Origin of the sequence: Bacillus sp. EE-W1, from assembly GCF_009760835.1 — a bacterium.
Classification (GTDB): domain Bacteria; phylum Bacillota; class Bacilli; order Bacillales; family Bacillaceae_G; genus Bacillus_A; species Bacillus_A wiedmannii.
Genome location: NZ_WIPE01000058.1, coordinates 95,987 through 120,066, shown reverse-complemented (window position 1 = coordinate 120,066; position 24,080 = coordinate 95,987). Strand labels below are relative to the sequence as shown.

Annotated in this window: 22 protein-coding genes and 2 other annotated features; of the genes, 5 read left to right on the top strand and 17 right to left on the bottom strand. The window is 33.2% G+C overall.

From position 1 onward, the window contains the following. From GFJ36_RS11300 to GFJ36_RS11270, 6 genes are all read right to left on the bottom strand, one after another. A partial coding sequence (locus tag GFJ36_RS11300) for a helix-turn-helix domain-containing protein (RefSeq protein WP_157349556.1) occupies positions 1-318 on the bottom strand: 318 nt, incomplete at its 3' end. A 1,642-nt stretch (positions 319-1,960) separates the two neighbouring features. Then, positions 1,961-2,842, bottom strand: coding sequence for an alpha/beta fold hydrolase (locus GFJ36_RS11290; protein ID WP_097891023.1), 882 nt, complete (start codon positions 2,840-2,842; stop codon positions 1,961-1,963). A gap of 93 nt (positions 2,843-2,935) precedes the next feature. Further along, positions 2,936-3,406: a DMT family transporter gene (locus tag GFJ36_RS11285; RefSeq protein ID WP_098230853.1), complete on the bottom strand. Its 471-nt coding sequence runs from the start codon at positions 3,404-3,406 to the stop codon at positions 2,936-2,938. Positions 3,407-3,422: 16 nt separating this feature from the next. Beyond that, positions 3,423-4,118 carry a Crp/Fnr family transcriptional regulator gene (locus tag GFJ36_RS11280; RefSeq protein ID WP_137015511.1) on the bottom strand — a complete coding sequence of 232 codons (696 nt, stop codon included), beginning with the start codon at positions 4,116-4,118 and terminating at the stop codon, positions 3,423-3,425. Positions 4,119-4,137: 19 nt separating this feature from the next. Further along, the gene (locus tag GFJ36_RS11275) at positions 4,138-4,563 is read right to left on the bottom strand and encodes a DMT family transporter (RefSeq protein ID WP_087982383.1); all 426 of its coding nucleotides are present in this window, start codon (positions 4,561-4,563) and stop codon (positions 4,138-4,140) included. A gap of 180 nt (positions 4,564-4,743) precedes the next feature. Next, positions 4,744-5,229, bottom strand: coding sequence for a DUF2798 domain-containing protein (locus GFJ36_RS11270; RefSeq protein ID WP_087982385.1), 486 nt, complete (start codon positions 5,227-5,229; stop codon positions 4,744-4,746). Positions 5,230-5,439: 210 nt separating this feature from the next. Here GFJ36_RS11270 and GFJ36_RS11265 point away from each other — a divergent pair, with 210 nt between their 5' ends. Continuing rightward, positions 5,440-6,042: a DUF2441 domain-containing protein gene (locus GFJ36_RS11265; protein WP_098230855.1), complete on the top strand. Its 603-nt coding sequence runs from the start codon at positions 5,440-5,442 to the stop codon at positions 6,040-6,042. Between the two features lie 33 nt (positions 6,043-6,075). Beyond that, positions 6,076-7,017: a nucleoside hydrolase gene (locus tag GFJ36_RS11260; RefSeq protein ID WP_071758201.1), complete on the top strand. Its 942-nt coding sequence runs from the start codon at positions 6,076-6,078 to the stop codon at positions 7,015-7,017. Positions 7,018-7,180: 163 nt separating this feature from the next. Here the strand turns inward: GFJ36_RS11260 and GFJ36_RS11255 are convergent, their stop codons facing one another. The 3 genes from GFJ36_RS11255 to GFJ36_RS11245 form a co-directional block, all read right to left on the bottom strand. Continuing rightward, the gene (locus tag GFJ36_RS11255; RefSeq protein WP_087982389.1) at positions 7,181-8,047 is read right to left on the bottom strand and encodes an MBL fold metallo-hydrolase; all 867 of its coding nucleotides are present in this window, start codon (positions 8,045-8,047) and stop codon (positions 7,181-7,183) included. 112 nt (positions 8,048-8,159) lie between these two features. Then, positions 8,160-8,789 carry an immunity protein Imm33 domain-containing protein gene (locus GFJ36_RS11250; RefSeq protein ID WP_087982391.1) on the bottom strand — a complete coding sequence of 210 codons (630 nt, stop codon included), beginning with the start codon at positions 8,787-8,789 and terminating at the stop codon, positions 8,160-8,162. Between the two features lie 48 nt (positions 8,790-8,837). Next, positions 8,838-9,626: a class I SAM-dependent DNA methyltransferase gene (locus tag GFJ36_RS11245; protein WP_097891019.1), complete on the bottom strand. Its 789-nt coding sequence runs from the start codon at positions 9,624-9,626 to the stop codon at positions 8,838-8,840. Positions 9,627-9,761: 135 nt separating this feature from the next. On the opposite strand from GFJ36_RS11245, the gene GFJ36_RS11240 reads away from it, so the two are divergent. Both GFJ36_RS11240 and GFJ36_RS11235 read left to right on the top strand, forming a co-directional pair. Then, positions 9,762-10,499, top strand: a complete 738-nt coding sequence (locus GFJ36_RS11240; protein WP_098230858.1) for a ZIP family metal transporter — start codon at positions 9,762-9,764, stop codon at positions 10,497-10,499. A gap of 82 nt (positions 10,500-10,581) precedes the next feature. Beyond that, positions 10,582-12,282: a pyruvate oxidase gene (locus GFJ36_RS11235; RefSeq protein ID WP_097891017.1), complete on the top strand. Its 1,701-nt coding sequence runs from the start codon at positions 10,582-10,584 to the stop codon at positions 12,280-12,282. A gap of 43 nt (positions 12,283-12,325) precedes the next feature. Here the strand turns inward: GFJ36_RS11235 and GFJ36_RS11230 are convergent, their stop codons facing one another. The 6 genes from GFJ36_RS11230 to GFJ36_RS11205 all read right to left on the bottom strand — a co-directional run bounded on the left by GFJ36_RS11230 (position 12,326) and on the right by GFJ36_RS11205 (position 19,722). Continuing rightward, a complete protein-coding gene (locus GFJ36_RS11230) occupies positions 12,326-13,330 on the bottom strand; it encodes an ABC transporter permease subunit (protein ID WP_087982395.1) in 1,005 nt (334 codons plus the stop codon). Between the two features lies 1 nt (position 13,331). Continuing rightward, the gene (locus GFJ36_RS11225) at positions 13,332-14,198 is read right to left on the bottom strand and encodes an ABC transporter permease subunit (protein WP_137035873.1); all 867 of its coding nucleotides are present in this window, start codon (positions 14,196-14,198) and stop codon (positions 13,332-13,334) included. A gap of 54 nt (positions 14,199-14,252) precedes the next feature. Further along, positions 14,253-15,515, bottom strand: a complete 1,263-nt coding sequence (locus tag GFJ36_RS11220) for an MFS transporter (protein ID WP_087982397.1) — start codon at positions 15,513-15,515, stop codon at positions 14,253-14,255. A 238-nt stretch (positions 15,516-15,753) separates the two neighbouring features. Continuing rightward, positions 15,754-16,785, bottom strand: a complete 1,032-nt coding sequence (locus GFJ36_RS11215) for an alpha/beta fold hydrolase (RefSeq protein ID WP_087982399.1) — start codon at positions 16,783-16,785, stop codon at positions 15,754-15,756. A gap of 274 nt (positions 16,786-17,059) precedes the next feature. Next, positions 17,060-18,943 carry an FtsX-like permease family protein gene (locus tag GFJ36_RS11210; protein ID WP_098230861.1) on the bottom strand — a complete coding sequence of 628 codons (1,884 nt, stop codon included), beginning with the start codon at positions 18,941-18,943 and terminating at the stop codon, positions 17,060-17,062. A gap of 11 nt (positions 18,944-18,954) precedes the next feature. Next, positions 18,955-19,722 (bottom strand): ABC transporter ATP-binding protein, encoded by a 768-nt coding sequence (locus GFJ36_RS11205; protein ID WP_087982403.1) that lies wholly within the window; start codon positions 19,720-19,722, stop codon positions 18,955-18,957. A gap of 388 nt (positions 19,723-20,110) precedes the next feature. On the opposite strand from GFJ36_RS11205, the gene GFJ36_RS11200 reads away from it, so the two are divergent. Further along, a complete protein-coding gene (locus GFJ36_RS11200) occupies positions 20,111-20,593 on the top strand; it encodes a DUF2975 domain-containing protein (RefSeq protein ID WP_046959368.1) in 483 nt (160 codons plus the stop codon). Positions 20,594-20,718: 125 nt separating this feature from the next. Here the strand turns inward: GFJ36_RS11200 and thrS are convergent, their stop codons facing one another. Both thrS and rluF read right to left on the bottom strand, forming a co-directional pair. After that, complete coding sequence (gene thrS, locus GFJ36_RS11195) at positions 20,719-22,638, bottom strand: threonine--tRNA ligase (protein ID WP_157349555.1); 1,920 nt, start codon at positions 22,636-22,638, stop codon at positions 20,719-20,721. A 44-nt stretch (positions 22,639-22,682) separates the two neighbouring features. After that, positions 22,683-22,905: a binding site (T-box leader), on the bottom strand. 35 nt (positions 22,906-22,940) lie between these two features. After that, positions 22,941-23,164, bottom strand: a binding site (T-box leader). A gap of 125 nt (positions 23,165-23,289) precedes the next feature. Then, on the bottom strand, positions 23,290-23,997 hold the full coding sequence (gene rluF, locus GFJ36_RS11190; RefSeq protein ID WP_001222161.1) for a 23S rRNA pseudouridine(2604) synthase RluF: 708 nt from the start codon (positions 23,995-23,997) through the stop codon (positions 23,290-23,292). Positions 23,998-24,080: the final 83 nt, after the last annotated feature.

Below are 24,080 nucleotides of genomic sequence, written 5' to 3'. Positions count from 1 at the left end.
TTTGGATTTATAAGAAGTGTGATAACCATTGTTGTACTTTTTGAACGAATTTTTTCTCGCCGTATCAAAATCTTTTGAAGCCTGTTTGGGAACTTGTGCGTTGATGTCATGTAACCACTTATATCGCTTTCGCTCCTTGATCTTTGTAAACCGTTTCTGTAAAGCTAACTGTGAAACAGATTTTCCAAATAGCTTATAGTATCTATCACTCATTCTTTTACAATAGTTATAAGCAAATCTTGCAGCTCCAGCATGGTTGCTAAGCACTTTTTCTTGTTCAGGCGTCGGAATCAGTCTAACTTTCTTCGCCAATATCATCAGAATGTAACTCCTTTAATGAAAGATTTGTTCTTCTGAATCGTAGCGTGTTCCACCAGCATTCTCCTGAGACTACTCGGATGCAAACCTGTTAATTCTGATACTTGACTAACTCGTGAAAATTTCATTATTATTCTTACCTCATTGAATCCAACATAGCACATACGTTCGCTGTATTCAATGAAGTTTGATAGATTCAATAAAATTTATCTCGTTCAACTAAGGGCGCAATTCCTTAGCCAGTTCTCTTATGAACTTCTCATGTTTTCACATGAGCGCAGACTATATGTTTATCTACTTAGAGATAGAGGATTTTTCCACCACCATAGGCTTGTGGTGTACTCTCGTCAGTTATACGAGATAGTCGTTGAACGTTCATCTTATCCATTTTGACTTAGATGATTCGAGGCGGAAGACCCATTGTTCTAGTGTTTAGGATTTAACCTTGCACGATCTGATTGATTTTTCCTGCTTTCGCAACATTCACGCTCGCCATTTCTAGCCACGTTGTAGTTCAATCAGCTTTAGGGATTGCCCGCAGTTAACCCTCACTACTAGCCAATCACTTGACTAGCAGGGCTTACTGATATATTTAATTAACTTTCGTTATAATTGGTTAAATAAATCGTAACAGTTAGTTACCCCTTTATTAAATTATGTAATAGATTTTATCATAAAATGATTTACAACATAATAACTGAAAAAGACATTATATTCATTAGTTATATATGTTTAGTAATATTTTATTTTCAATCATATTCTCCTTTCCTAAAACAACTACTCACACATATCCAATTCAGTCCTCATAACTTCAAAAACAATAAATTCGTAATAAAATCAAAGGTAGGAACATATTTGATATGTTCAAAATGTTCTTGTCTTTTTATTAGTGGGGCCGGTTCATAACCATCTAGCTAAGATTTTGAAATACTTCAAAATTAAAATTTTCGTCACACCACAATTTTCTATGAGAACCCAGTGCATTTTTGTAGAAAAACACGCTAAACCAAAAATAAGCTGCCCCTACGGACAGCTTATTTACATAATTATCTTTAGTGGAAATTGCTTTTTGTTTTATTTTTTCTCACTAATTTTAAGCCGTTTAGCATTTATGAAGAATGCGCTCCCAATTGTGAATATAACAGAAGAGATATACATTGTTATCCCTGAATATTTATTATCAAATATTGTAGTATTAAGTAAATTAATAAATATCATTAATATAAATGATATTTACAATCCATTAATATATTTCACTTATGCCCCTCCCTTACTTTTTTCTTTTCTCTTTCGTCTTTTTTTCGGTAACCCCTATGTAATAAATAGAGTTTTCTAAAGGCATTATTTAGAACTTCCTTTTCCCCTATTTTACCATTAAATAGAATTGATATTTTGTTTAATTTTGTTTGTATATTCTATACATGTCCGGTTGTCATAATGTTTCATTATCGTTAGCAAAAAAAGGAGAAATCATACTCTCACAAGGAAAATCCCTTTGTTTTTTCTATAGATCTATGCTTTTTTTACAGTCCTATACTGATGCGGTTTTAGGATTCTTATTTGTTAATGGATTAACCAAAAAACTGTATTAAAATTTCGTATGCTCTTAGCGTGAGGATTTTCCGAAATGCTAGCGATTCTCCTATCGTTCCAAAAACTCAATAAGCGTTTCACATACTTTATCCGTCTCCTCTATATCTGGGAAATGCGCACTATTTTCAAATATAACAAGTTTACTATTTTTCAATTTTTTCGTTATTCTATTACTCATTCCTACACCCGTATTATAGTCATGCGCCCCGACTAAGACACACGTATCAATTTCTAAATCTTTAATGCGCTCAATAAGCGGTAAAGGTGATTTTGTTTCAAAAATAACTTTACTCAGCTTCCCTGTATTACTTAACTTACTTTCCTCCCAAAGACTTCGATTTAACTTTGCAAATTCTTCATTTTTAAACAATAGACGATCTACATTTTCTGTATCAACTATATTCCAAACTTGATGATATCTTTCTTTCAAAGGAATTTTTGACTTACTTATTTTTGATATTTGTTCTTTCATTTCTCCTTTCGTTATTTGCAGAAAACCTTCTATCTGCACAGTATACATATCATTAAAACCATCTAACAACGGTGCTTGTAATACCATTTTTGCAACCTTTTTCGGATATTTCAAAGCATACTCTAAACAAAGTTGTCCACCAAAAGAATATCCTAACAAATTTACTTTTTCGACATTTAATTGCTTTCTTAATTCCTCTAAATCTTCAACTAGAGTATTGATTGAGTACGCACCATCATCTTGTGGTGCCTCACTTCGTCCACATCCCCTTTGTTCATAATAAACTACAGTCATATTTCCTTCTAACCTCAACCCAAGTGTTCTTTCGAATACATAATGATTGCCACCTGGACCACCATGTACAATAATAAGAGGAACTGTATTATGAGCTATCCCTGCAACTTTACACCAATGCAAAATCCCATTAATTTTCAAATAGTGTACACCATCTTGCAACATAAACTAATTCATTTATCCTTTCTCCTTATCGCTCACTTATTACTATCTAAATGTATAAGTTCTGACCATTAACACTTTTTCCCTTTATATTCTTTAGACACTATCCTCATTTATATGAATATTTTTCTTATTCGAAAAGATATTTTTAAAAATTCCTACTCCAAAAATTAATAAGTCTATACCAACTAACTTATTTATTTGTAATGGGACGCTCTCCATTCCGAACAATCCAAATGTATCAATGGATAACGCAACGACCAATTGAGTAATAAGGCTAATTAGCACCGTATACGCTGGACCTAAATTCTTTATTGCACCCATTATACAAATAATTAACCCAATGCCAAACAATCCACTTACATAAAACAAATAATTTGTAGTATACACTTTAATGCTAATACTGTTTTCTGCAATAATATAAAATAGAATAGAACTTATGAGACCTATTCCAAGAACACATGTTGTTGTTAACCACTGTCCTACACTTTCATTTACCTTTGCGTTAAAAACAGATTGTACGCTAATTAATACACCAGCTAATATAGCTAAACTAAATCCAATCATACTCCCTCTCCTCTTTTCATTGCTCATATATATTATTTTTAGCAACTTCCTTCATTCTCAAAAAATCTTTAATTACAATAACTCCATTGTTCTTTTCAATTAATTTCTCTTTATAAAATTTTTGTAAAACCCGAATTACATGCCTATAACTTACACCTATAAAATCCGCAATACTTGATACAGAAGTCGCATCCAAATCTTTTTTATACATATTCCCGTTACTGTCGGTGGAAATAGAAAGTAAATAACTAGCTACACGTACTTCTACTGGATAAAGTAAATTAAGAGCTGTAAAACGAGTCGATATTTTTAATGTGTTCGCAATGTTTTTAAGCAAGAAATTCATTAATTTAGGATTTTGTAATAACTTATTTCTAATAACCATATGGGAAATAGAGATTGCTACAACTTCTGAACAAGCTTCAACAGCATTATGTGCTTTACTATTTTGTATGAATTCAATATCACCAACAACCGCCAATGGATTAATAAAACGAAGGATCAGTTTCTTCCCCTCTGGTGTAATCGTGTAAACTTTTACTTTACCTTTAACAACAAAATATAAACGATCCATTTCGTCATCTATATTGCAAATAAGCTCGCCTTTTTCAAAATGATTTAATTGAAAATGAGCTGTATCTATTTCTGAAAAAGCCTCTAGTGTTTTATTGGTTTTCAAATAATGAATAATTAAATCTGATCTATTCTCCACTTTCATTTCCTCCTTTCATTTACATATTAAATACAACAATACCTATAATCATTACTATTGTTCCCACAATATGATATCTCTCCATCTGTATCTTTTTCATTTGAAATAATCCTTTCATCTCAATAAAAGTTGCTGTTAACAATTGTGCAACCATAAGTGTACCTGCTGTCAATGTAACTCCTAGTGAATATATTGCCAGCGTTTCCGCACAAATAATTAATACACCAAATGCACCCGCTGCTAAATATATTTTTTTCACACGCTTTAAATCCGTTACTTTCTCTTCTTTCTTTAACAAAAATATTGTTGTTGCAATAATGAAGCCAATTAAATGCGTAATAATACTTGTCGACCATATACCAATATGTGAACTGAGTTTCGCATTAAATGTGCCTTGAAGTGTAATAAATAAGCCAGCAAATACAGCAAATACAATGCCTTTCAAAAAATCATCTCCTAATCTTTTATTTCTAACTTAATTAAAAGGTATAATCCTATATAGGCAAAAGGACAAATGTCACATCAGTATGAAAATAACTGCAAATGACCATAAAAAAACACACCTCAAAATATTTGAGGTGTGTTTTTATTTTTTTATTAATATATATAATTTTAATAATTATAATTACGCTACATTAACAGATTTCTTCTTCAAAACCAACTTTCCAAATAAGAAACGCACAAGCGGCCCCATAATAATTAATTGTAATGGATACGCCATAATGAAGTTTTTAATAAAAATCGAGAAATACATTGAAACGAATGATTCACCATGTAACCCATTATGCAAATACATCATAGCCATTCCATAAAACGACATGAAGAACACCATTCCAATAACCATAGCTGTCGCCATCGCAATAATAATATTTACTTTTTTCGATTTATCAAATGGTAACGTGAAGACAAGTTTTTTCGCACACGGTCCAACGATACATATTTCAATTAATAGTGCAATAATGAAGCCAATTATTAGTTCTAATGCGATCTCCTTAATATGAATTTGTCCTCCTGTTCCGTTCATCAATAAATTATAAAACGTCATTACAATAACCATCCCAAGGCACATCATCATACCAAACTGGAGGTTTTCCTTTCTTGTTGTTGGCAATTTCTATCATCCTTTCTGTTTAAGTCTTTGTCATTATATCGATTATGGAAACCTCTTCGTAAGTGAACATTTTGTGAACAAATTTAAAGCGTTATCATATTTTCTTTCCTTTCCGCTCAAATTCGCACTTTTACTTATAAAGGTTTTATATATTTCAATGTTGAATTACTAAATGTAACATTAAATTACATTACTACTAGGAGGATACCCATTTATGAACAAGAGTTTTACGCATACCACATCGTTACAAGGAAAAAAATGAAGATGGGACAAATCATACATTTCGATAAAAATCAAAAGAATACCCTATTTCATTTCTTTTTTGAAAGAGAACATTTAAATTCTAACGGTAAAGATGCTATACAAATTTTGAAAGAACATTATACAAATGAAGAAATACATATAAAAAATGAAAATGCTACAGTAGTTATAAATTATATTGATCAAACAATTAGATCCGTTAGAGAAACGATTGTGGAAATGGTTAGACTAGAAGAATTCCCTGAATACCCTTCAAGATTAGCTTATTTATATGCTGCAAAGAGCTATGAAGACGCTTTAAAATGGAAAGCATTATTTGATTCTTACAATCGAGAAGTTTTGCAGATTGTTAAACTACGAGTGATAGGACATTGTTTTGAAGGTGACGGAACCCTTTTACCGAAAGAAGACGGCATTCCATTCTCTCAAAAAATTGAACAAGCTAGAGAGTATTGGAAAGGAAACTTCAGTAATGAACTTCCTGAGTTACTGATTAGTGGAAAAATTGAAGTGGTGGAAATTGTTGATGATTTTTCCGCAATTCATATATAATTCCTAACTAAATTATATAGGATGGAGATTACAATGATGAAAAAAGTGTACTTCAATCATGATGGTGGTATAGATGATTTAATTTCACTATTTTTATTACTTCAGATGGATAATGTCAAACTTACAGGTGTTTCAGTTATCCCTGCAGATTGCTATTTAGAACCAGCAATGTCTGCAAGTCGCAAAATTATTGATCGCTTCGGCAAAGGAAATATTGAAGTAGCCGCATCAAATTCCCGTGCCAAAAATCCATTTCCAAAAGATTGGCGGATGCATGCATTTTATGTAGATGCTTTACCAATATTAAATGAGTCTGGAAAAGTTGTAACACCCGTAGCAGAAAAACCTGCACATCATCATTTAATTGAAACTTTACTACAAACTGAAGAGAAAACAACTTTATTATTTACGGGTCCTCTTACCGATTTAGCACGTGCACTATATGAAGCACCAATAATCGAAGAAAAAATTGAACGTCTTATTTGGATGGGAGGCACATTTCGTACTGCCGGCAACGTTCATGAACCCGAACATGATGGAACAGCTGAGTGGAATTCGTTTTGGGACCCTGAAGCAGTAGCTCGTGTTTGGGAATCAAAAATTAAAATCGACTTAGTAACGCTAGAAAGTACAAACCAAGTTCCATTAACTATAGACATACGTGAAAGTTGGGCAAAAGAAAGAAAATATATTGGTATTGATTTCCTTGGTCAATGCTATGCAATGGTTCCTCCTCTCGTTCACTTCTCAACGAACTCTACTTACTATTTGTGGGATGTATTAACTGCTGCGTTTGTAGGAAAATCTGATCTTGCAAAATTACAAACAATTAATAGTACTGTTCATACATATGGACCTAGCCAGGGGCGTACAATGGAAACTGTTGATGGACGACCTGTAAATGTAGTATATGATGTAAACCACAATGGATTTTTTAACTATATAACTGAATTAGCGAAGAAAGCTTCCACTTGAACCACTATCTATATGAAAAATAAATAGAATGGCATTATTTCAGACGATAAACCCCATATTTAGAATTTGTTTGAAACTACATATTTAACTATTGAAAAGAGTATTGAATTAACTTTCAATACTCTTTTTATGCAGTTTAATTATATTTGATTAGTGTAGTGTCTTACTGATTATTCATTTCATAACCATTTACAAAAAACGTAATTGTTTCTAATTCATCTTCATTTAATTCTCTATTTACGTCTCGTTTATACGCTGTCTTTATGTTTTCTTCATCGCCTTTATGAATTTCTGTATAAGTTCCTACTGTTTTTAACAAATGCATTTCTTGTAAAAACTCATCCCGACTTATAGCTGTCCCATGAGAAAGAATATAAGTTTCAGCATCAAATGCCTCCAACTCTTCTATTAATTTAAACGTTCGTTTCATCGAATAGTTCCACTTTGAAGAGAAGATATCTGCATATATACAGTCTCCTAAAAATAAAATCTTTTCTTCTTTCACGTAAATAACAACTGAATCATGTGCATGATCTCCGCCGACATGTTTTAACACGCATGTCACTTCACCAAGGTCTAATTCAATTTGATCCTGGAACGTTAAGGTCGGAGGAATAATTTTAATATTTCTCGCTTTTTCTTCAAACTCTTTTTTAATGCAATCTGCACAAAATGCAATTTCAGTACCATCTTTTACGCGTGCGTCCAACGCTTCATCTGTCCATTCATAAGATACTAGTGGCTGCATTTCTTTCTTCGTTTCTGCATGCGCAATAGTTAATGCATCTTGTAGTACAGGCAACCCAAAAATATGATCCCAGTGCCAATGCGTTAATGCTACGAAATCAGGACTTGATACATTCTGTTCTTTTAGCATTTCTAAAAATAATTGTGCATGTTCTTCTGAATTCCCTGCATCAATCATTAAAGTTTTTTCTTGTCCAACGACCATTCCTAATATAGGTCTATCTGTTTCAGAAACTGGTGTCATATACCAAAATGAGTTTCCTATTTTTTTAATTTGCTGCATTACAAACCCCTCCATTTATTACTATTCTCTTCAATTATTATCTGTAAAACCTTCATCCAGCACATAGTATGAAATAATATATATCACTTTCTTTAGAACATAGTAACTTCATCTATCCATTTAAATAAGCATCCCAATCATAGTCTTCAATTTTATAGAATCTACCTTCATCATTTCTTTCATATGCACATAAAGGTGGTTCCTCAAGAAAGTTTAAAATAGAATCATCCATATTCAAAATGACTCCAATTGAAATAATTTGAAAGTTTTTAGGATTATTGACATAGTCATCACTTTCATAGCCACTTAATATTGACCAACCAGAGTCACCTTCTTCTCTTGAACCCTCTTTAAGCATAAAGTTAAATTCTCTTTTTTCAAGTACATCATCACTAACAATTACCTTCGTATCAAAATAAAAATCCCAATCTTTTGAAGCTGGATCATTATATTCCGTATCACATATATTTTCAATTCCAAATGAAATTTTATCACCTATTTTTAAATCTAAACGATATGGCTCATTGATCAGTTCCCCTACAAACTTTTTCTCATTTCTTTCAGTGATTTCCACCCACATTCGTTCACCATGAAACCCATCTTCGTCTTCGATTTTAGTTACAAAAATTAACTTTACCAAATCTCCAACCTTTAATTTCTCCAAAACTTCTGAGCTAGGAAGATAGAATGTATAGGGCGCTTCTTTATTTATCTCATAAACATTATCTAAGTACCAAGTCATCTTTTTCTCTCCTTAAAAGCTTTTCACACTCATATTTTAAAAATAATACTATTTTTTCTTCCGGCAAACTACTACCATAGAATAGCAGTCTTCCCCTAACTTATTTCCTTCCCAATCATTATATATATGTAATAATTCAAAACCATTCACTACTAATAATCTTTCTAACTCCTGTGGATACGTATAGCGAAGATCAATCGTTGTTTTCAGTTCTTCTACTTGCATATCACCCTCATAAAATCTTCTTGTTGTTATGTAATGCTGTATTTGCTGAATTGAATCATATGTCATTTCAGTATATAAATCACATTTTCTTCCCATTTCATCACTAATAGTTGTCCAATATTCTTCTGTAGATGGTTGTATTAATTCTTCTTTTGAAGGAAAACGTGTATCGAATATAAATATACCATTATCAGCTAACACATGATGAATAGATGTTAATAACTTATTTTGATCTGTATTCGTAAGAAAGTGTTGAAATCCATGACCAACCATAAATGCTAACAGAATTGTTTCTTCAATCTTTAATTGTAAACAGTCTTGTTGTAACCATTTTACTTTTTTACAATCCATAGATTTTCTCTTCGCTTCAGCAAGCATACCTTCATGTATATCTACACCAATCATTTGATATCCGTTTTCTATAAATGGAATTGTAACCCTTCCTGTTCCGCAGGCAATATCTAGAATCCATTCATTTTGTATATTTAGTTTTTGTGCCCATGATAGTAAGAACGGAAAATCTGACAGACTTTTATTTTCTATATCATATCGTTTTGGATTTTCGTATTCAGATAGACTCCATTTTGTTTGCAAACGTATTCCCCATTTCATATTTCCACTTAAGTTTAATATATAAATTATAACGAATTATTAGTTTTTTCTCTATAATCAAACACAATTACTTGGACTAATCTAACTTTCCTTTTCGTAAGCTAAAAATAAGTGGAAGAATCGGAGTGTGATACGATGGAACGATTATGGATTCCTATGATAGTTACATTTTTTTCATTCGGTGGATTACTATTAGGCGGTGCTGTCGGCATTGCTACGCGCCAACTAATTGAAGAAAAAATGCATCGTTTATATGCATTATGTGGCGGAATTTTGCTTGGCCTTTTATCTCTTGAAATTATTCCTGAAACATTTGCAAGCTATGAAATAATTGGGCCTATACTTGGTATAGCTATCGGTATTTTAGTTATGAGCTTATTAGATAACTATTGTCACCATCCAATGATACATAAAAAAGATCAACAAGCGTGGCAAACTTTCCTTTTTCTTTCTTTTGCTATATTTATTCATAATTTGCCAAGTGGATTTGCTTTAGGTACAGCTTTTATTAATCATGCTGAATCTGCAGTTCCTTTTTTAATAGCAATCGTTGTTCACCATATTCCTGAAGGATTAGCTTTAATTATCCCCTTTCTCTTTACAAAGCATAAATATATTTCATTTTTACTAACAACTTTATTACTTTCACTTATTCTCGGTACCGGTACTGTTTTTGGCATTTTGATGGAAGAAAAAGCTCTTCATCTACAAGGGCTCATTATGGGAAGTGCTATCGGTTCCCTTGGCTATGTTACAATTCATGAAATGCTTTGGAAAGCAAAGAAACAGCTCTCTTTCCTTTCATTTTTAACATGGGCAACTAGTGGTTTTTTACTAATAGCAGTATTTACGCTATTCGCTGGTCATCATTAAAGATAATAATATAATCATTTGTATATTTTTCCTTTTTCTCCAAAACATAATAGTATCTACCTAATTATAAGGAGGAAAAATTATGTTTGGGAAAACAGCCGGTGAAGCTCTAGTTGACCTTTTAATTGACTGGGGAGTAGAACATATATACGGAATGCCTGGAGATTCCATCAATTCTATAATTGAAGCTTTACGAAAAAAACAAGATAAAATCAAATTTATTCAAGTGCGCCATGAAGAAGCTGGTGCACTTGCAGCAGCTGCCTATGCGAAATTAACAGGGAAACTCGGCGTTTGTATGGCAATCGCAGGGCCCGGTGCTATTCATTTATTAAATGGTTTATATGATGCTAAACTCGATAAAGTCCCTGTTCTAGCAATTTCAGGTCAAGTAGAAACAGATTTACTCGGGACGGATTTTTTCCAAGAAGTAAACTTAGAAAGATTATTCGATGATGTTGCGGTATATAACCAGCGCATTATGTCAGCAGAACAGTTGCCTGCTGTTGTGAATCAAGCGATTCGAATGGCTTATACGAAAAAAGGTGTATCTGTTCTTACGATTCCAGATGATGTTCCGAAATTCGAAGTAAAAAGTGGTGCTCGTGTTACAAATACTTCTTTTACATTACCTGAGTTATTTCCGCAAGAAGAAGATATACATGCTGCAAAACTCGCAATAAATGAAGCGAAAAAGCCTGTAATTTTAGCTGGAAAAGGTGCGAAACATGCGAGAGAATCTTTACTTACTTTCGCAGAACACATCGGTGCTCCAATCGTACTTACATTACCAGCTAAAGGAATTATTCCTGATGAACATCCACTTTGTATCGGTGGATTAGGATTAATTGGAACGAAACCTTCTTATGAAGCAATGAAACATGCGGATACTTTAATTATGATTGGTACATCCTATCCGTTCACAGGTTTCTTGCCCGAAAAAGCAAAAACAATTCATATCGATACTGATCCTGCCCAAATAGGAAAACGTTACGTAACAGATATTGGCTTAGCTGGTGATGCTGATAAAACATTAAAATGGTTAATTGAAAATGTAGAAAAACACGAGGACCATTCCTTCTTAGAGCATCATCAAGAAATGATGAAAAAGTGGGAAGAAAAATTACACAATCAAGAAGAAGATTCTTCTACTCCAATTAAACCACAACGCGTTATGCATGCACTGCAACAAGTAGCTCATGATGATGCAATATTATCAGTCGATGTCGGAAATGTAACAGTATGGACAGCAAGGCACTTTCGTATGACAAATCAGCAATTTATTATTTCTAGCTGGCTCGCAACACTTGGCTGCGGTTTACCTGGTGCACTTGCTGGAAAAATTGCTTTCCCGGATAAACAAGTATTTGCAGTTTGTGGTGACGGTGGTTTTGGAATGACAATGAACGATTTCGTAACAGCTGTTAAATATAAACTACCAATCGTTGTCGTCGTTTTAAACAATAATAAAATCGCCATGATTAAATTCGAACAAGAAGTTATGGGGAATATCGAATTTGGTACAGACTTAACAAACCCTGATTTTGCAAAATACGCAGAGGCGTGCGGAGGTATTGGATACCGTGTTGAGAATGTAGATGAACTACTTCCTGCTTTCGAAAGTGCGGTAAAACAAAATAGTCCGTGTATTATTGATGTAGTTGTAGATGTAAATGAAGCACCAATGCCAGCAAAAATCACCTTTGGTCAAGCCGCTGGTTATACGAAGCATATGATAAAAGAATTATTTGAAGAAGGTAAGATTGATTTACCTCCACTATAAACAAAAGAGATAGCTGAAAACGATTTGTCTTCAGCTATCTCTTTTATTTTTGTATTTCTCTATAAAAAGAAAAATCATTCACATTAGTTTGTATTCGTTTCTCTTCCTTTACTTCTTTATCCTTGCTCTTAAGTATTTTTATATTTCCTAGTTTAATCGCATCTTGCATACTATTACTAACTAGATTTCCCGCTAAAATTGTCATACTATAAAAAGCAATTGGTATAAGTACAATCCATGTATGTGTAGTTAAATGGCGGAAGTTTTGACCAATTAGGCCAGTCCATTCTTTTGTTACACTATCTGGATCCATTCCACTGAAGGTTATTGTTCCACCAAAAAATAATTGCAACAAACCAAGGTGTAAAAGTAGTAATAAAGTACTTACAAATTGTTGCGCTACTAATAAAAGAAATGGCGGTAACATATGCGGCCATATATGGCGCTTCAACCTATGCCACTTACTTCCGCCGAGCACAGTAGCTGCCAACATAAATTCTTCTTTCTTAATACGCTTTACTTCTTGCGCTACATACAACATAACCGTTGGTACAGCAAGACATACAAGAACTATAATTTGAAATGCCACCCGCAAATACAACGGCACAACTTCCGCTCCACTGTCAAACGTTAAAACTTCATTTAACATAAAATAAGAAATCATGACCATCGGTACAATACTAAAAGGATCAAAAAATGATGAAATAACTGGAAAAGAACGTTTACCATACATACCAAGAAGTAAACCAACTCCCCCTCCAACTATAACTCGTAAAATCGCTATAATTATACTCGCTCCAACTGTCCATTTCGCGCCTTCTATTATTAATTGGACAAGGTCGCGGCCTTTCACATCACTTCCAAACCAAAATTTACTTGATGGCGAAAATGGAGCTGCTTCTAGTTCTCCTTTTTCGTTATACATCATCGTAAGTTCGCGAATATTCCCATCAAAAAACACCGTATATCCAATACTAACAATCATTAGTACACTTAAAAAAGTAATACCTATCCAAAATCTCACATCTCTTTTTACAACTTGCCACATATTACACACGCTCCTTTATCACATTTTGCAAGAGTGTATGTAATATACGAAATAGTATAAAAAGCGGTACGTATAATATTACTAGACTCACTGTAAATATTTCTAATTTAGAATTTTCTTTTACAAAAACAAACATACCATATGTATTAAATATCCATTCAATAATATATAAATTGGAAAGCATAAATAATATATTTGTTTTCGCATAATAAATTGTCGTCAATAAAACATTTCTTGAAATATGATGTGTCAAAATATGCTGTAAGCTTAATCCTTTACTCTTGGCAAACAAACTATAATCTTTCTCTAACTCTTCCTTAAATCGTAATAACAACAGTTTAATAAATAATAATGTTGTTGGTATTGTAAGACATATAATCGGTAACAAACGTATCCTTTCTTCCCCTAATCCAGCTAGTTTGACCGGCATAAATCCTGTTTTTTGAAAAAGAATTACGACAAGAAGTTGTGATAATAAAATAAGTAATATATCTGGTATACTCTCAAGCGTAAGAAAAATCCCGTTCCACATTTTCTGTTTCATATGAGAACGTTGCAATACCCAAACGACAAGTACATACGCTATAAGCAAAGATAGTAAAAACGCTGAGAGAAATACAATCATCGTTTCAAAATAATGAATCCATATTTGTGGAAATAATTTTCTTGAGTCCCGAAATCCATATGTAATTTCACCTGGTTGAAGTAACTTTCCTCCAAGAAATACAATCGTGTTCCAAAAACCGATTAAATCCATTTGCAATCCCTTAAATAAACGCGGTAGCGCGCCTAGACAGATTATACATAAAATTGCAGCTACTAGTTGTAAACAAGTAACCCCACACCATTTAGCAATTCGCATCAACATAACGATTTCCCCTTACCATCCGATAGAATATTCAGAAATCAAAAACCACATATATTACATCTCTTCAGCTATACTTTGCACCCGTTTCTTCCCACTCGGTAAAATGGTTTGATATAAACACGTAACAAAAAATAATAAACCAAATAAAATAATATACAACGTATCTGCACGAATCCATTTCGGGAACAACATCGCTATCGCACCGAGAGATAACAGCTGGAATCCTGTCGTTAATGGACTAAGTAAACTTTGAACACGTCCCATGAATGATTCTTCTACAATTTCATACATCCAGCCCATAATTGCAACATTAATAAACGGTAAAAAGAAAGTCGCAAAAGCGATACATACATAAAAAGACCATACGTGGTTTACAAAGTAACACATACCCAAAAAGACCCCTGAGCCAGCCATACCAAAGACAATAATAGGCTTAGGTGCATATTTCTTCCCTACACTTGTTGCTACTACACTTCCAATTAGTAATGAAATCCCTCCAACTACACCACCCACCATCGCTAAACTTTCATACGTTGCTGGTGCTAATTTATATTTTAATATGTAAGTTGTGGATACGCTTAAAATACCATTTAATAGTCCAAACACGATAAATCCTAAAAGTAATTTTTTTAAAGTGTCATTTTGATATATATACTTGATCCCTTTTTGAAACTCTGTTATTAACATTTTCAAATTAACTTCTTTCCATTTTGTTCTACCGTTTGGCAAACGCACTTTTTCTGGAATGGAGATCGTTTGAATCAAAATACCACTCATAATAAAAGTGAGCGTATTTACTAAAATGCTCCCGTAAATTCCAAAAGTCCAGTACACCATCGTTGCAATTCCTACACCAAACAAAGCATACAAACTATTTACCATTTGATTCATACCTGCTGTTACACCGTATTGGTCTGATTCAACTACTCCTTGTATCATCGACTGTTCTGATGGAGAGAAAAATTGTATACATGCATTTTCCAAAAATAAAAATATAAAGACGAGTATAATCATTCCGTAATAAAGCGAAATTAGAATTCCGATATTACAGAGCGAACAACATATGTTGCTTACCGTACAAATACGTTGTCTATCAAAACGATCCACTACTGTCCCTACTAATAGAAAAAAGATTAATGCGGGTAATGCCATCATAATTTGTGTCATCGTTGCGTAAACTGGTTGTTTTCCGTACTGGTCTAACAAATAAAACATTAAAGAAATTCCAGCAATCATAGAACCGAGTCGCTCTAAAATATTTGCTAGAAAAAAACGGCCATACACTTTGTTGCGAAATAACTGTAGCATTTCTTTCATATTTCTAACTCTTTCTCTCAACAAAATTTTATTTTTTCAGTCATTTCTTGGAAGTTATATTATATTTTTCGACCATTATCCAATCTTTTCCTTCTCTATAGAGAACAATATAAAAAAGACTCTTGTTTTTTATCAAGAGTCTTTTTATTTAACTTCGCTTCAGTTAATACTATGCATCTAAATGTCTTTATACGTCTCGCTAACTATTATAATTTTCTAAAGTTCGGATACACTTTATTTATTTTACGAATGTATCGCACATCCAATTATAAAATTTTTCTTCCTCTTCAAATTGTGGATAATGAGCTGACTTCTCAAAAGTAATAAATTCTTTTTGACCTGCTTCAATCGTATCAAAATATGTTTTTGCTGCATGATATGAAGTGTTATAGTCATATTTCCCCATAAGGAAATAAAGCGGTAGCTTCATTTTAGTCACCTTAGTAGGCAATGGATTCTTTAAATCCTTTTCTAATAAGACAGTTTGAGAATGTGATAATCCAACGTTATAACGAATTACGTCTAACAAGTTATATTCATTACTGAGTAACATTCCGATGTTATCACCATCTGGATTTTCAATGAGTCTTGATGTTCCACCATATTTCGCAACATAATTCCTCGGAGTGTATGTATCGCCATTTTTAATTTTTTCAGTCAACTCATTTAAATAGGCAACCTCATCTGTATTCCCAGCACTTTGTGCCTGTTCAATCACATAGTTTAAACTATCCATTTCACTTTCTACTGTATCACTCATTTGCCCGATGCCAACATATGCTTCATATTTTTCAGGGGCTTTATTGGCAGCTTGCATTCCGATATATGTACCGTAAGAATGACCAACCAATATTATTTTTTCTCGACCAAGACGGTTTGAAATATAATCTGTCATAGCTAATAAGTCTTCTACAAGAAGATCTGATGTAAGGTTCGAATAGTCTTCAAAGAAATGATACGACTTCCCGCTCGCTCTTTGGTCGTAATTAACAACTGTGAATTTCTCTTCCAATAAGTTTTGGTATTTTTGAGCATATGGTATTTCTGAAGTTCCTGGTCCACCATGTACAAAAATAATAACTGGATTGTTCCTATCTTTGCCGCGTATCATAATTTCATGACCACTGCCATTTATCTCTACTTTCTCTAATATGTTTATACTGTTCTTCCCCTTTATTTGCGAAGTCCATGTAGGAAATATTAGTGCTACGATTAATAATAGTGTAGTGATGGCACCAATAACTTTTATTAATTTTTTTATCTTCTTCATAAGTAGTCTCCTTTCTTTTAAATTTATAAAAACATCAATTTAATTCTGTAAAACTCCCTCAAAATAATATGAATATATAACAATTTCTCTCTCTAATTTCATCTTGCTCGTTTGCACATTTTTAATATCCCATACACTTCTTAATTTTCCCCTATATAAACTCTTAATATTTTCTTAATTTTCAAATATAAAATTTATAGAAAGACTCAGTCAAAATGTATTAAAAATAAAGAAAAAAGCCCTTGTTTTCAAAACAAAGACTTTTTTCCTTTAACTATTTCGCAACCTCTTCTTTCGGCATTACCATACCTTTATAAAGCTGGACAGTAATCCAGTAATAGATGAAATAAATGACTAAGAAAATCCCTATCGGCACCCATACCTTCACAAACGGGTCAACTAATATAAAGCTGAATAAGTTAAGCCCTACTAACACGTGGGAAATTCCAATAATTGCTGGGAAGATAAATAAATATGAAATTTCTTTGTAAATACTTTTCGTTAACATACTACGTCTCACACCGATTTTTCGTAACATTTCATAACGGCGTACGTCACGAGAAGCACCTGTTAATATTTTGAACATTAGCGAACTTGCCATCATTGCTAAAAAGGCAATTCCAAGGAAAAATCCCATAAACATTGTTCCACTCATGAAACTGTTCATAAACTGATAAATTGTCATTTTTGTAAATAAGTCTACTTTTGTACCTGTTGTTTTTTCAATTTGTTCTTTTTGTCTCTTATCTATATCGAGCAACAACGGTTTATATTTTTTCATATCATCTACTTTTGCTAATGTTACACTATGTTCCGTTCCTTGAACTGCTTTGTAGTGTTCTTCATCAGCAATTCTTACAGGTTTTCCGTTAAATTGATTATGTGTAATTTGTATTTCTCTTACAACCGCATCTTCCCAATCCCTTGGCATACGAGGAAGTTTATTGGCTGCTTCAGGAGCTTCCAAAGCAGAATAAACAGGTTCAGTTAAAGGTTCAGCCACACGTTTACGAGCAGGTTCTTTTAAAGTTTTTGTATCAAAGTGGTCTGAAACAAGTGGTGGTTTCTCAGTTAAGTCGTTACGTAAATAATAAACCGCTTCTCCATCTACTTTATACTTATACTTGCTTTCTTCCACAATTTCCATTTCTTTTAAGGCTGCTTTATCTTGATCATTTGAATCATGAATTACGACATCATATACACGAGAGAAGTCGGTCATAATACCTACATTTTTTTGGAACGCCATCCCTGCCGTCATCGCACCTGCACCTAATGCAATTAACATCGCTACGGTACCTAATACTCTCGATAAACTATTTACTCGAAAGCGTAGCTGTGCATATGTAAAACTATTTAAGCCCGTTTCATTTCGTTTTTTATTCCCTTTAATTTTCATCACAAAAAATGGAAGCAATGAACTAAAGATAAAATATGTTCCGAGTGTTGTAACGATTGTCGCTATTATAAAACCAAGTTCAGCAAACATTTTTATATTTACCATAAAATAGTATCCTGTACTTACTAGTAATACACCAAGTACAGTCATTATAATAATGCGAGTTTTACTTTTCTTCACTTCATCTAGTGTTTCATCTTCACGTATTAATTCTAATTCTGTTTTACGTAATAAACGGATGCTATTCATTAAACCAGTAATAAAAAATAGTATTAAGAAGAAAATAGCTGTAACTAAGATTGCTGGTGTATATACAGATGAATAACTACCTTTTGCTGAAATTTCCATACCATTCATTAAAAAGTTTCCTGCTACACTTGCAAGTAACATCCCTACTAAGATTCCGATAATAATACTGACAATACCCATACCGAATGTTTCAATAAATAATAACTGTGCTACTTTTTTCTTTTTCGCACCGAGCATCATGTACATACCGAGTTCTTTTCTTCTTAATGTGAGTAAGAAAGAATTGGCATATATAATATAAAATACAGTAATGAAAGATAATAGTATGGCACCTACCCAAAATACGAGTCTAATACTACCAATAAGACTATTATCCTTCGTAAATTCACTATTCATCGCCATCGTTTGGAACATGTAGAAAATACTAATACTAATAACGAGACCAATAAGTAAAACCATATAATCTTTTAACATCTTTTTCATACTATGACGTGATAATTTGAATAACATAGTCTCGCCCCCTACTTAGACTCAGCAGCTGAGCCCATATGAGCGAGCACGCCTAAAATGTCTTGATAGAAATTTTCTCGCGTTCCTTGACGCTTTAACTCTTTATAAAGAAGACCGTCTTGAATAAATAAAATACGTTCACAATAACTCGCGCTAAATGCATCGTGTGTAACCATCAAAATACTTACATTGTGATTTTCATGTAAATCTTGCATCGCTTCTAATAAGCTTTTTGCATTTTTACTATCAAGCGCACCTGTCGGTTCATCTGCTAATACGATTGCTGGATTATGTACTAAAGCTCGTGCTGCCGCCGTTCTTTGCTTTTGTCCACCAGAAACAGCAGTTGGATATTTCGTTAAAATTTCAGTAATCCCTAATTTCTTTGCAACCTCATTTACCTTCCCCGTAATCTCACTTGAAGGTACGCCTTGCAGAGAAAGTGGTAAAGCGATATTTTCATAAATTGATAAGTTTTCTAGTAAGTTAAAATCTTGAAAAATGAATCCTAATTTTTGAGATCGAAAATCAGATAATGCATTCCCCTTCATAGAAGTAATATTTGTACCAGCTATTGTCACACTGCCACCTGTTGATTGATCCAATGTACTAATCACATTAAGTAAAGTCGTTTTTCCAGATCCAGAAGGACCCATAATCCCGACGAATTCCCCTTCTTTAATACTTAATGACACACCCCTTAACGCTTTTGACTGATTCTCATTTCTTTTCCCATACGTTTTTTCTACACGTTCTACAGTAACTACATTTGTTGGCATCTCTTTCACTCCATCCCTTTTGTGTAAAATTAATTTCTCACATATTTCTTATCTTTTTCTCATGTAAATCCTTAATAATTTTTAAATTTTTCAATCAGAAAGGATTACACGAGTTACGTAAACCTTTTTCCTATTCCATATTCTCACTTTTCTAAAACTCGTTCCTTCGATTTCGCTTACATTTACCTTACATTTTTGTAAGGTAAAAATATTACAGACCATTTCATAAGGCGGATTCCTTTGTAATGAGCAAGTTTTTTATTTTTATCAAAATTAACGGGATACATAAATAACAACAATAATAAGTTAAAAAACAATATAATTTTATTTTAAAACGATAAATTATATGATAAAATCATGTTGTCATTAAATAAACGAGGTGCTTTTTATGAAACAAGTTACAACACTCTTTTTAAAACTAGCTATTGTTTTTATAGGTATAGTAGTACTTGCATTGTGCATATTTTTAGTTCCTAAAATCGGGAATTTCGCTGGAGAATTGTATCCAGCTATTGCTTATATGAAATCTCTCGTTTTAATCGATATGTACGTAGCGACGATACCTTTTTACTTCGCTCTGTATCAAGTTTTTAAACTTTTAAGTTATATTGATAAGAACAAAGCGTTCTCGGTATTATCAGTAAAGGCTTTAAAAAATATAAAATACTGTGCCCTCACTATCGGTACCATATACATACTAGGTATGCCACTTTACTATCTTATGGCAAAAAAAATTGATCCTCCAAGTTTTATACCAATTGGATTAATCATTATTTTCTCCTCTATCGTGATTGCTGTTTTTGCTGCAGTTCTCCAAAAGCTCTTACAAGAAGCCATTAATATAAAATCAGAAAATGATTTAACGGTATGAAGTGAAATATATGGCAATAAATGATGAAGGGATAGCGATTAAGCTATCCCTTCATCATTTATTATGGTTCTTTAATGAGTTTAAATTCAGTAATACATGTTAATGGTGTATTTTATTATCAATCTCTATTTCTTATTTTTTATTTCCTCTTTTATACTCTCCACAAACCTATTTAGTTCAATAACTTCTGACTGGTCTTCACCGTATTTACGTACATTTACAGATCCGTTCTCCATTTCCTTATCCCCAATAACAAGAACATAAGGAACTTTTTGCATTTGTGCTTCTCTTATTTTATATCCTAACTTTTCATCTCGTACATCTCTTTCAACACGAATGCCAGCTTGTGCTAATTTATCCGCAATCTCATCTGCGTATTGTACATGGACTGCATTCGAAACTGGAATGACCTTCACTTGAACCGGTGCCACCCATGCCGGGAACGCGCCTCCAAAGTGCTCAATTAATATCGCTAAGAAACGGTCTAAAGATCCTAAAACTGCTCTGTGAATGACAACTGGTCTTCTCTTTTCATTCTTCTCATCTATATAATTTAAATCAAACTTCTCTGGCATTTGGAAATCTAGTTGGATTGTCCCGCACTGATGACTTCTATTTAAAGCGTCTTTAATATGGAAGTCGATTTTCGGTCCATAAAATGCACCGTCACCTTCATTTAGTCTATATTTATAATTCAATGAATGTAATACATTTTCTAATGCCGCTTCTGCTTGCTCCCACAACTTATCATCACCCATTGAATCTTCTGGACGAGTAGAAAGCTCTACTTCATATTCGAATCCAAAAGTTTTATAAACGTAATCAATTTGCGCCATTACAGATTTAATTTCATCTTCAATTTGTTCTGGAGTTACAAATAAATGAGCATCATCTTGGCAGAAAGTACGTACTCTTAATAATCCATTTAATGCCCCGCTAAATTCGTGTCGGTGTACTTGACCGAACTCACACATACGAATTGGCAATTCGCGATAAGAGTGTAATTTATTTTTGAACATTAACATATGCCCTGGGCAGTTCATTGGTTTTAATGCGAAACTTTTATTGTCTACTTCAGAGAAATACATGTTGTCTTTGTAATGTCCCCAGTGTCCTGATTTCTCCCATAATTCTTGGTTCATCATAAACGGAGTACGTACTTCTTGATACTTATACTCTTTTTGAATTCCTCTTAAAAATGCTTCTAATTCATTACGAATAATTTGTCCTTTCGGTAAATAAAATGGCATTCCCGGAGCCTCTTCAGAAAACATAAATAACTCCAGCTCACTACCTAATTTACGATGATTTCTTTTTGCTGCTTCTTCAACGAAATGTACATAATCTTCTAATTCTTTTTGAGAAGAGAACGCAACACCATATATACGCTGAAGCACTTGATTGTTACTATCACCTCGCCAATATGCACCAGAAACGTGAGTTAATTGGAAGGCTTTCAAATAGCCTGTTGACGGTAAATGAGGTCCTCTACATAAGTCTACAAATTCACCTTGTTTATATAGTGTTACACTTTCCCCACTAGGAATTGCTTCCAACAATTCTAATTTCAGGTGATCATTCATTTCTTGAAACAGTTTTTTTGCCTCTTCTCGTGAAACCTCAATTCGCTCTATTTTTATATTTTCATTTATAATTTTTTTCATTTCTTTTTCGATTTCCGGTAAATCTTCTACGTTTACACTACTCGGAAGATCCATATCATAATAAAATCCATTTTCAATAACAGGTCCTACGCCAAGGTTTACATTACCATGCATTCTCTTTACAGCTTGCGCTAAAATATGTGCCGCAGAGTGTCTTGCAATTTCTACCCCTTCATTTGAATCTATAGTAACGATTTCTACTTCCGCATTTTCTTCAATATTTCGGCGTAAATCATATAACTGATCATTTACTTTCCCTGCGACTGCTTTCTTTTTTAAACTACTGCTAATGGATCCCGCAATTTCTTCTAAAGTAATTCCTTTTACAAATTCTTTAACGCTTCCATCCGGAAATTTCATTTCAATCATCTGTTCTTTCATTTTTCATCTCTCCATTTCATAATAAAAAGCACACTCATCCCTAAAATAGGGACGAGCGTGCTTTTACCCGTGGTTCCACCCAGATTCCCATTGTAAATATACAATGGCTTCTTTTACGGTAACGTCGTTTACACGGCACTAGATACTTAATTTCCCCAGTGCAGCTCTAAGGTGGTAAGTTATTTTTCTGCGTTAGGAAGTTCTCAGCTTTCCTTCCTTCTCTGTATAACCGGATAAAATAACTCGTGTCCTTTTCTTTGCTTATTATGAAATTGAATACAAAAAAGCATATTCATCCCTAAAATAGGGACGAATATGCTTATATCCGTGGTTCCACCCAGATTCCCATCACAAAAAACATAATGGCTTCTTTTGCGATAACGTCGCTTACACGGCACTAGATACTTAGTTTCCCCAGTGCAGCTCTAAGGTGGTAAGTTATTTTTCTGCGTTAGGAAGTTCTCAGCTTTCCTTCCTTCTCTGTATAACCGGATAAAATAACTCGTGTCCTTTTCTTTGCTTTTAAAAGTACATCCATTAATTGTTATTTACTATATCTTATTCATTTTATTTTTGCAAGTGTTTAAAAATGATTTTTTATTAAATAAAAAAAGAAACCAAAAATAGATTTTTGGTTTCCTCTTCTCAATTTTACCAATCTTGTGGTTCGTAATTTAAGTCTGAAAATAGACGTCGTTTCTCTTTCTTCGATAAATCTCTCCACTGTCCAACAGGTAAATTATTTAATTCTATATTCATAATTCTTGTACGCTTTAAAGTGTATACTTGATAACCTAAAGCTTCACACATACGACGAATTTGACGATTCAACCCTTGAGTTAAAATAATTTGGAATTCATATTTTGATAACTGTGTTACCTCACAAGGAAGCGTTTTCGTTCCTAAAATTTTCACACCAGCTGCCATTTTCTCTAGAAAATCAGGTGTAATTGGCTTATCTACTGAAACGATATATTCTTTTTCATGTTTGTTTTCAGCACGTAAAATTTCATTTACAATATCACCATCATTCGTTAATAAAATTAAACCGTCTGAGTCTTTATCAAGACGTCCAATGTGACTAATTCGTAATGGATGATTCACTAAATCGATAATATTACCTTTTACAGCTTTTTCACTCGTACATGTAATACCTACTGGTTTATTTAAAGCGATATATACGTGATCTCGAGCAATACGAAGTTGCTCTCCATTTACACGTACATCATCACCTGGATTTACTTGGTCACCAATTTTTGCAACCTTACCGTTAATAATTACTCTTCTCTCATTAATTAGTTTATCTGCTCCACGTCTAGACGCTTTTCCAGCTTCACTAATAAATTTATTGATACGCAAATTAGGCACATCCTTTTCAAAAAAATTCAAGCTCACACTGCTTCTACCGTACAATACAAAAGGGTAAGCCTTCTATTATAACT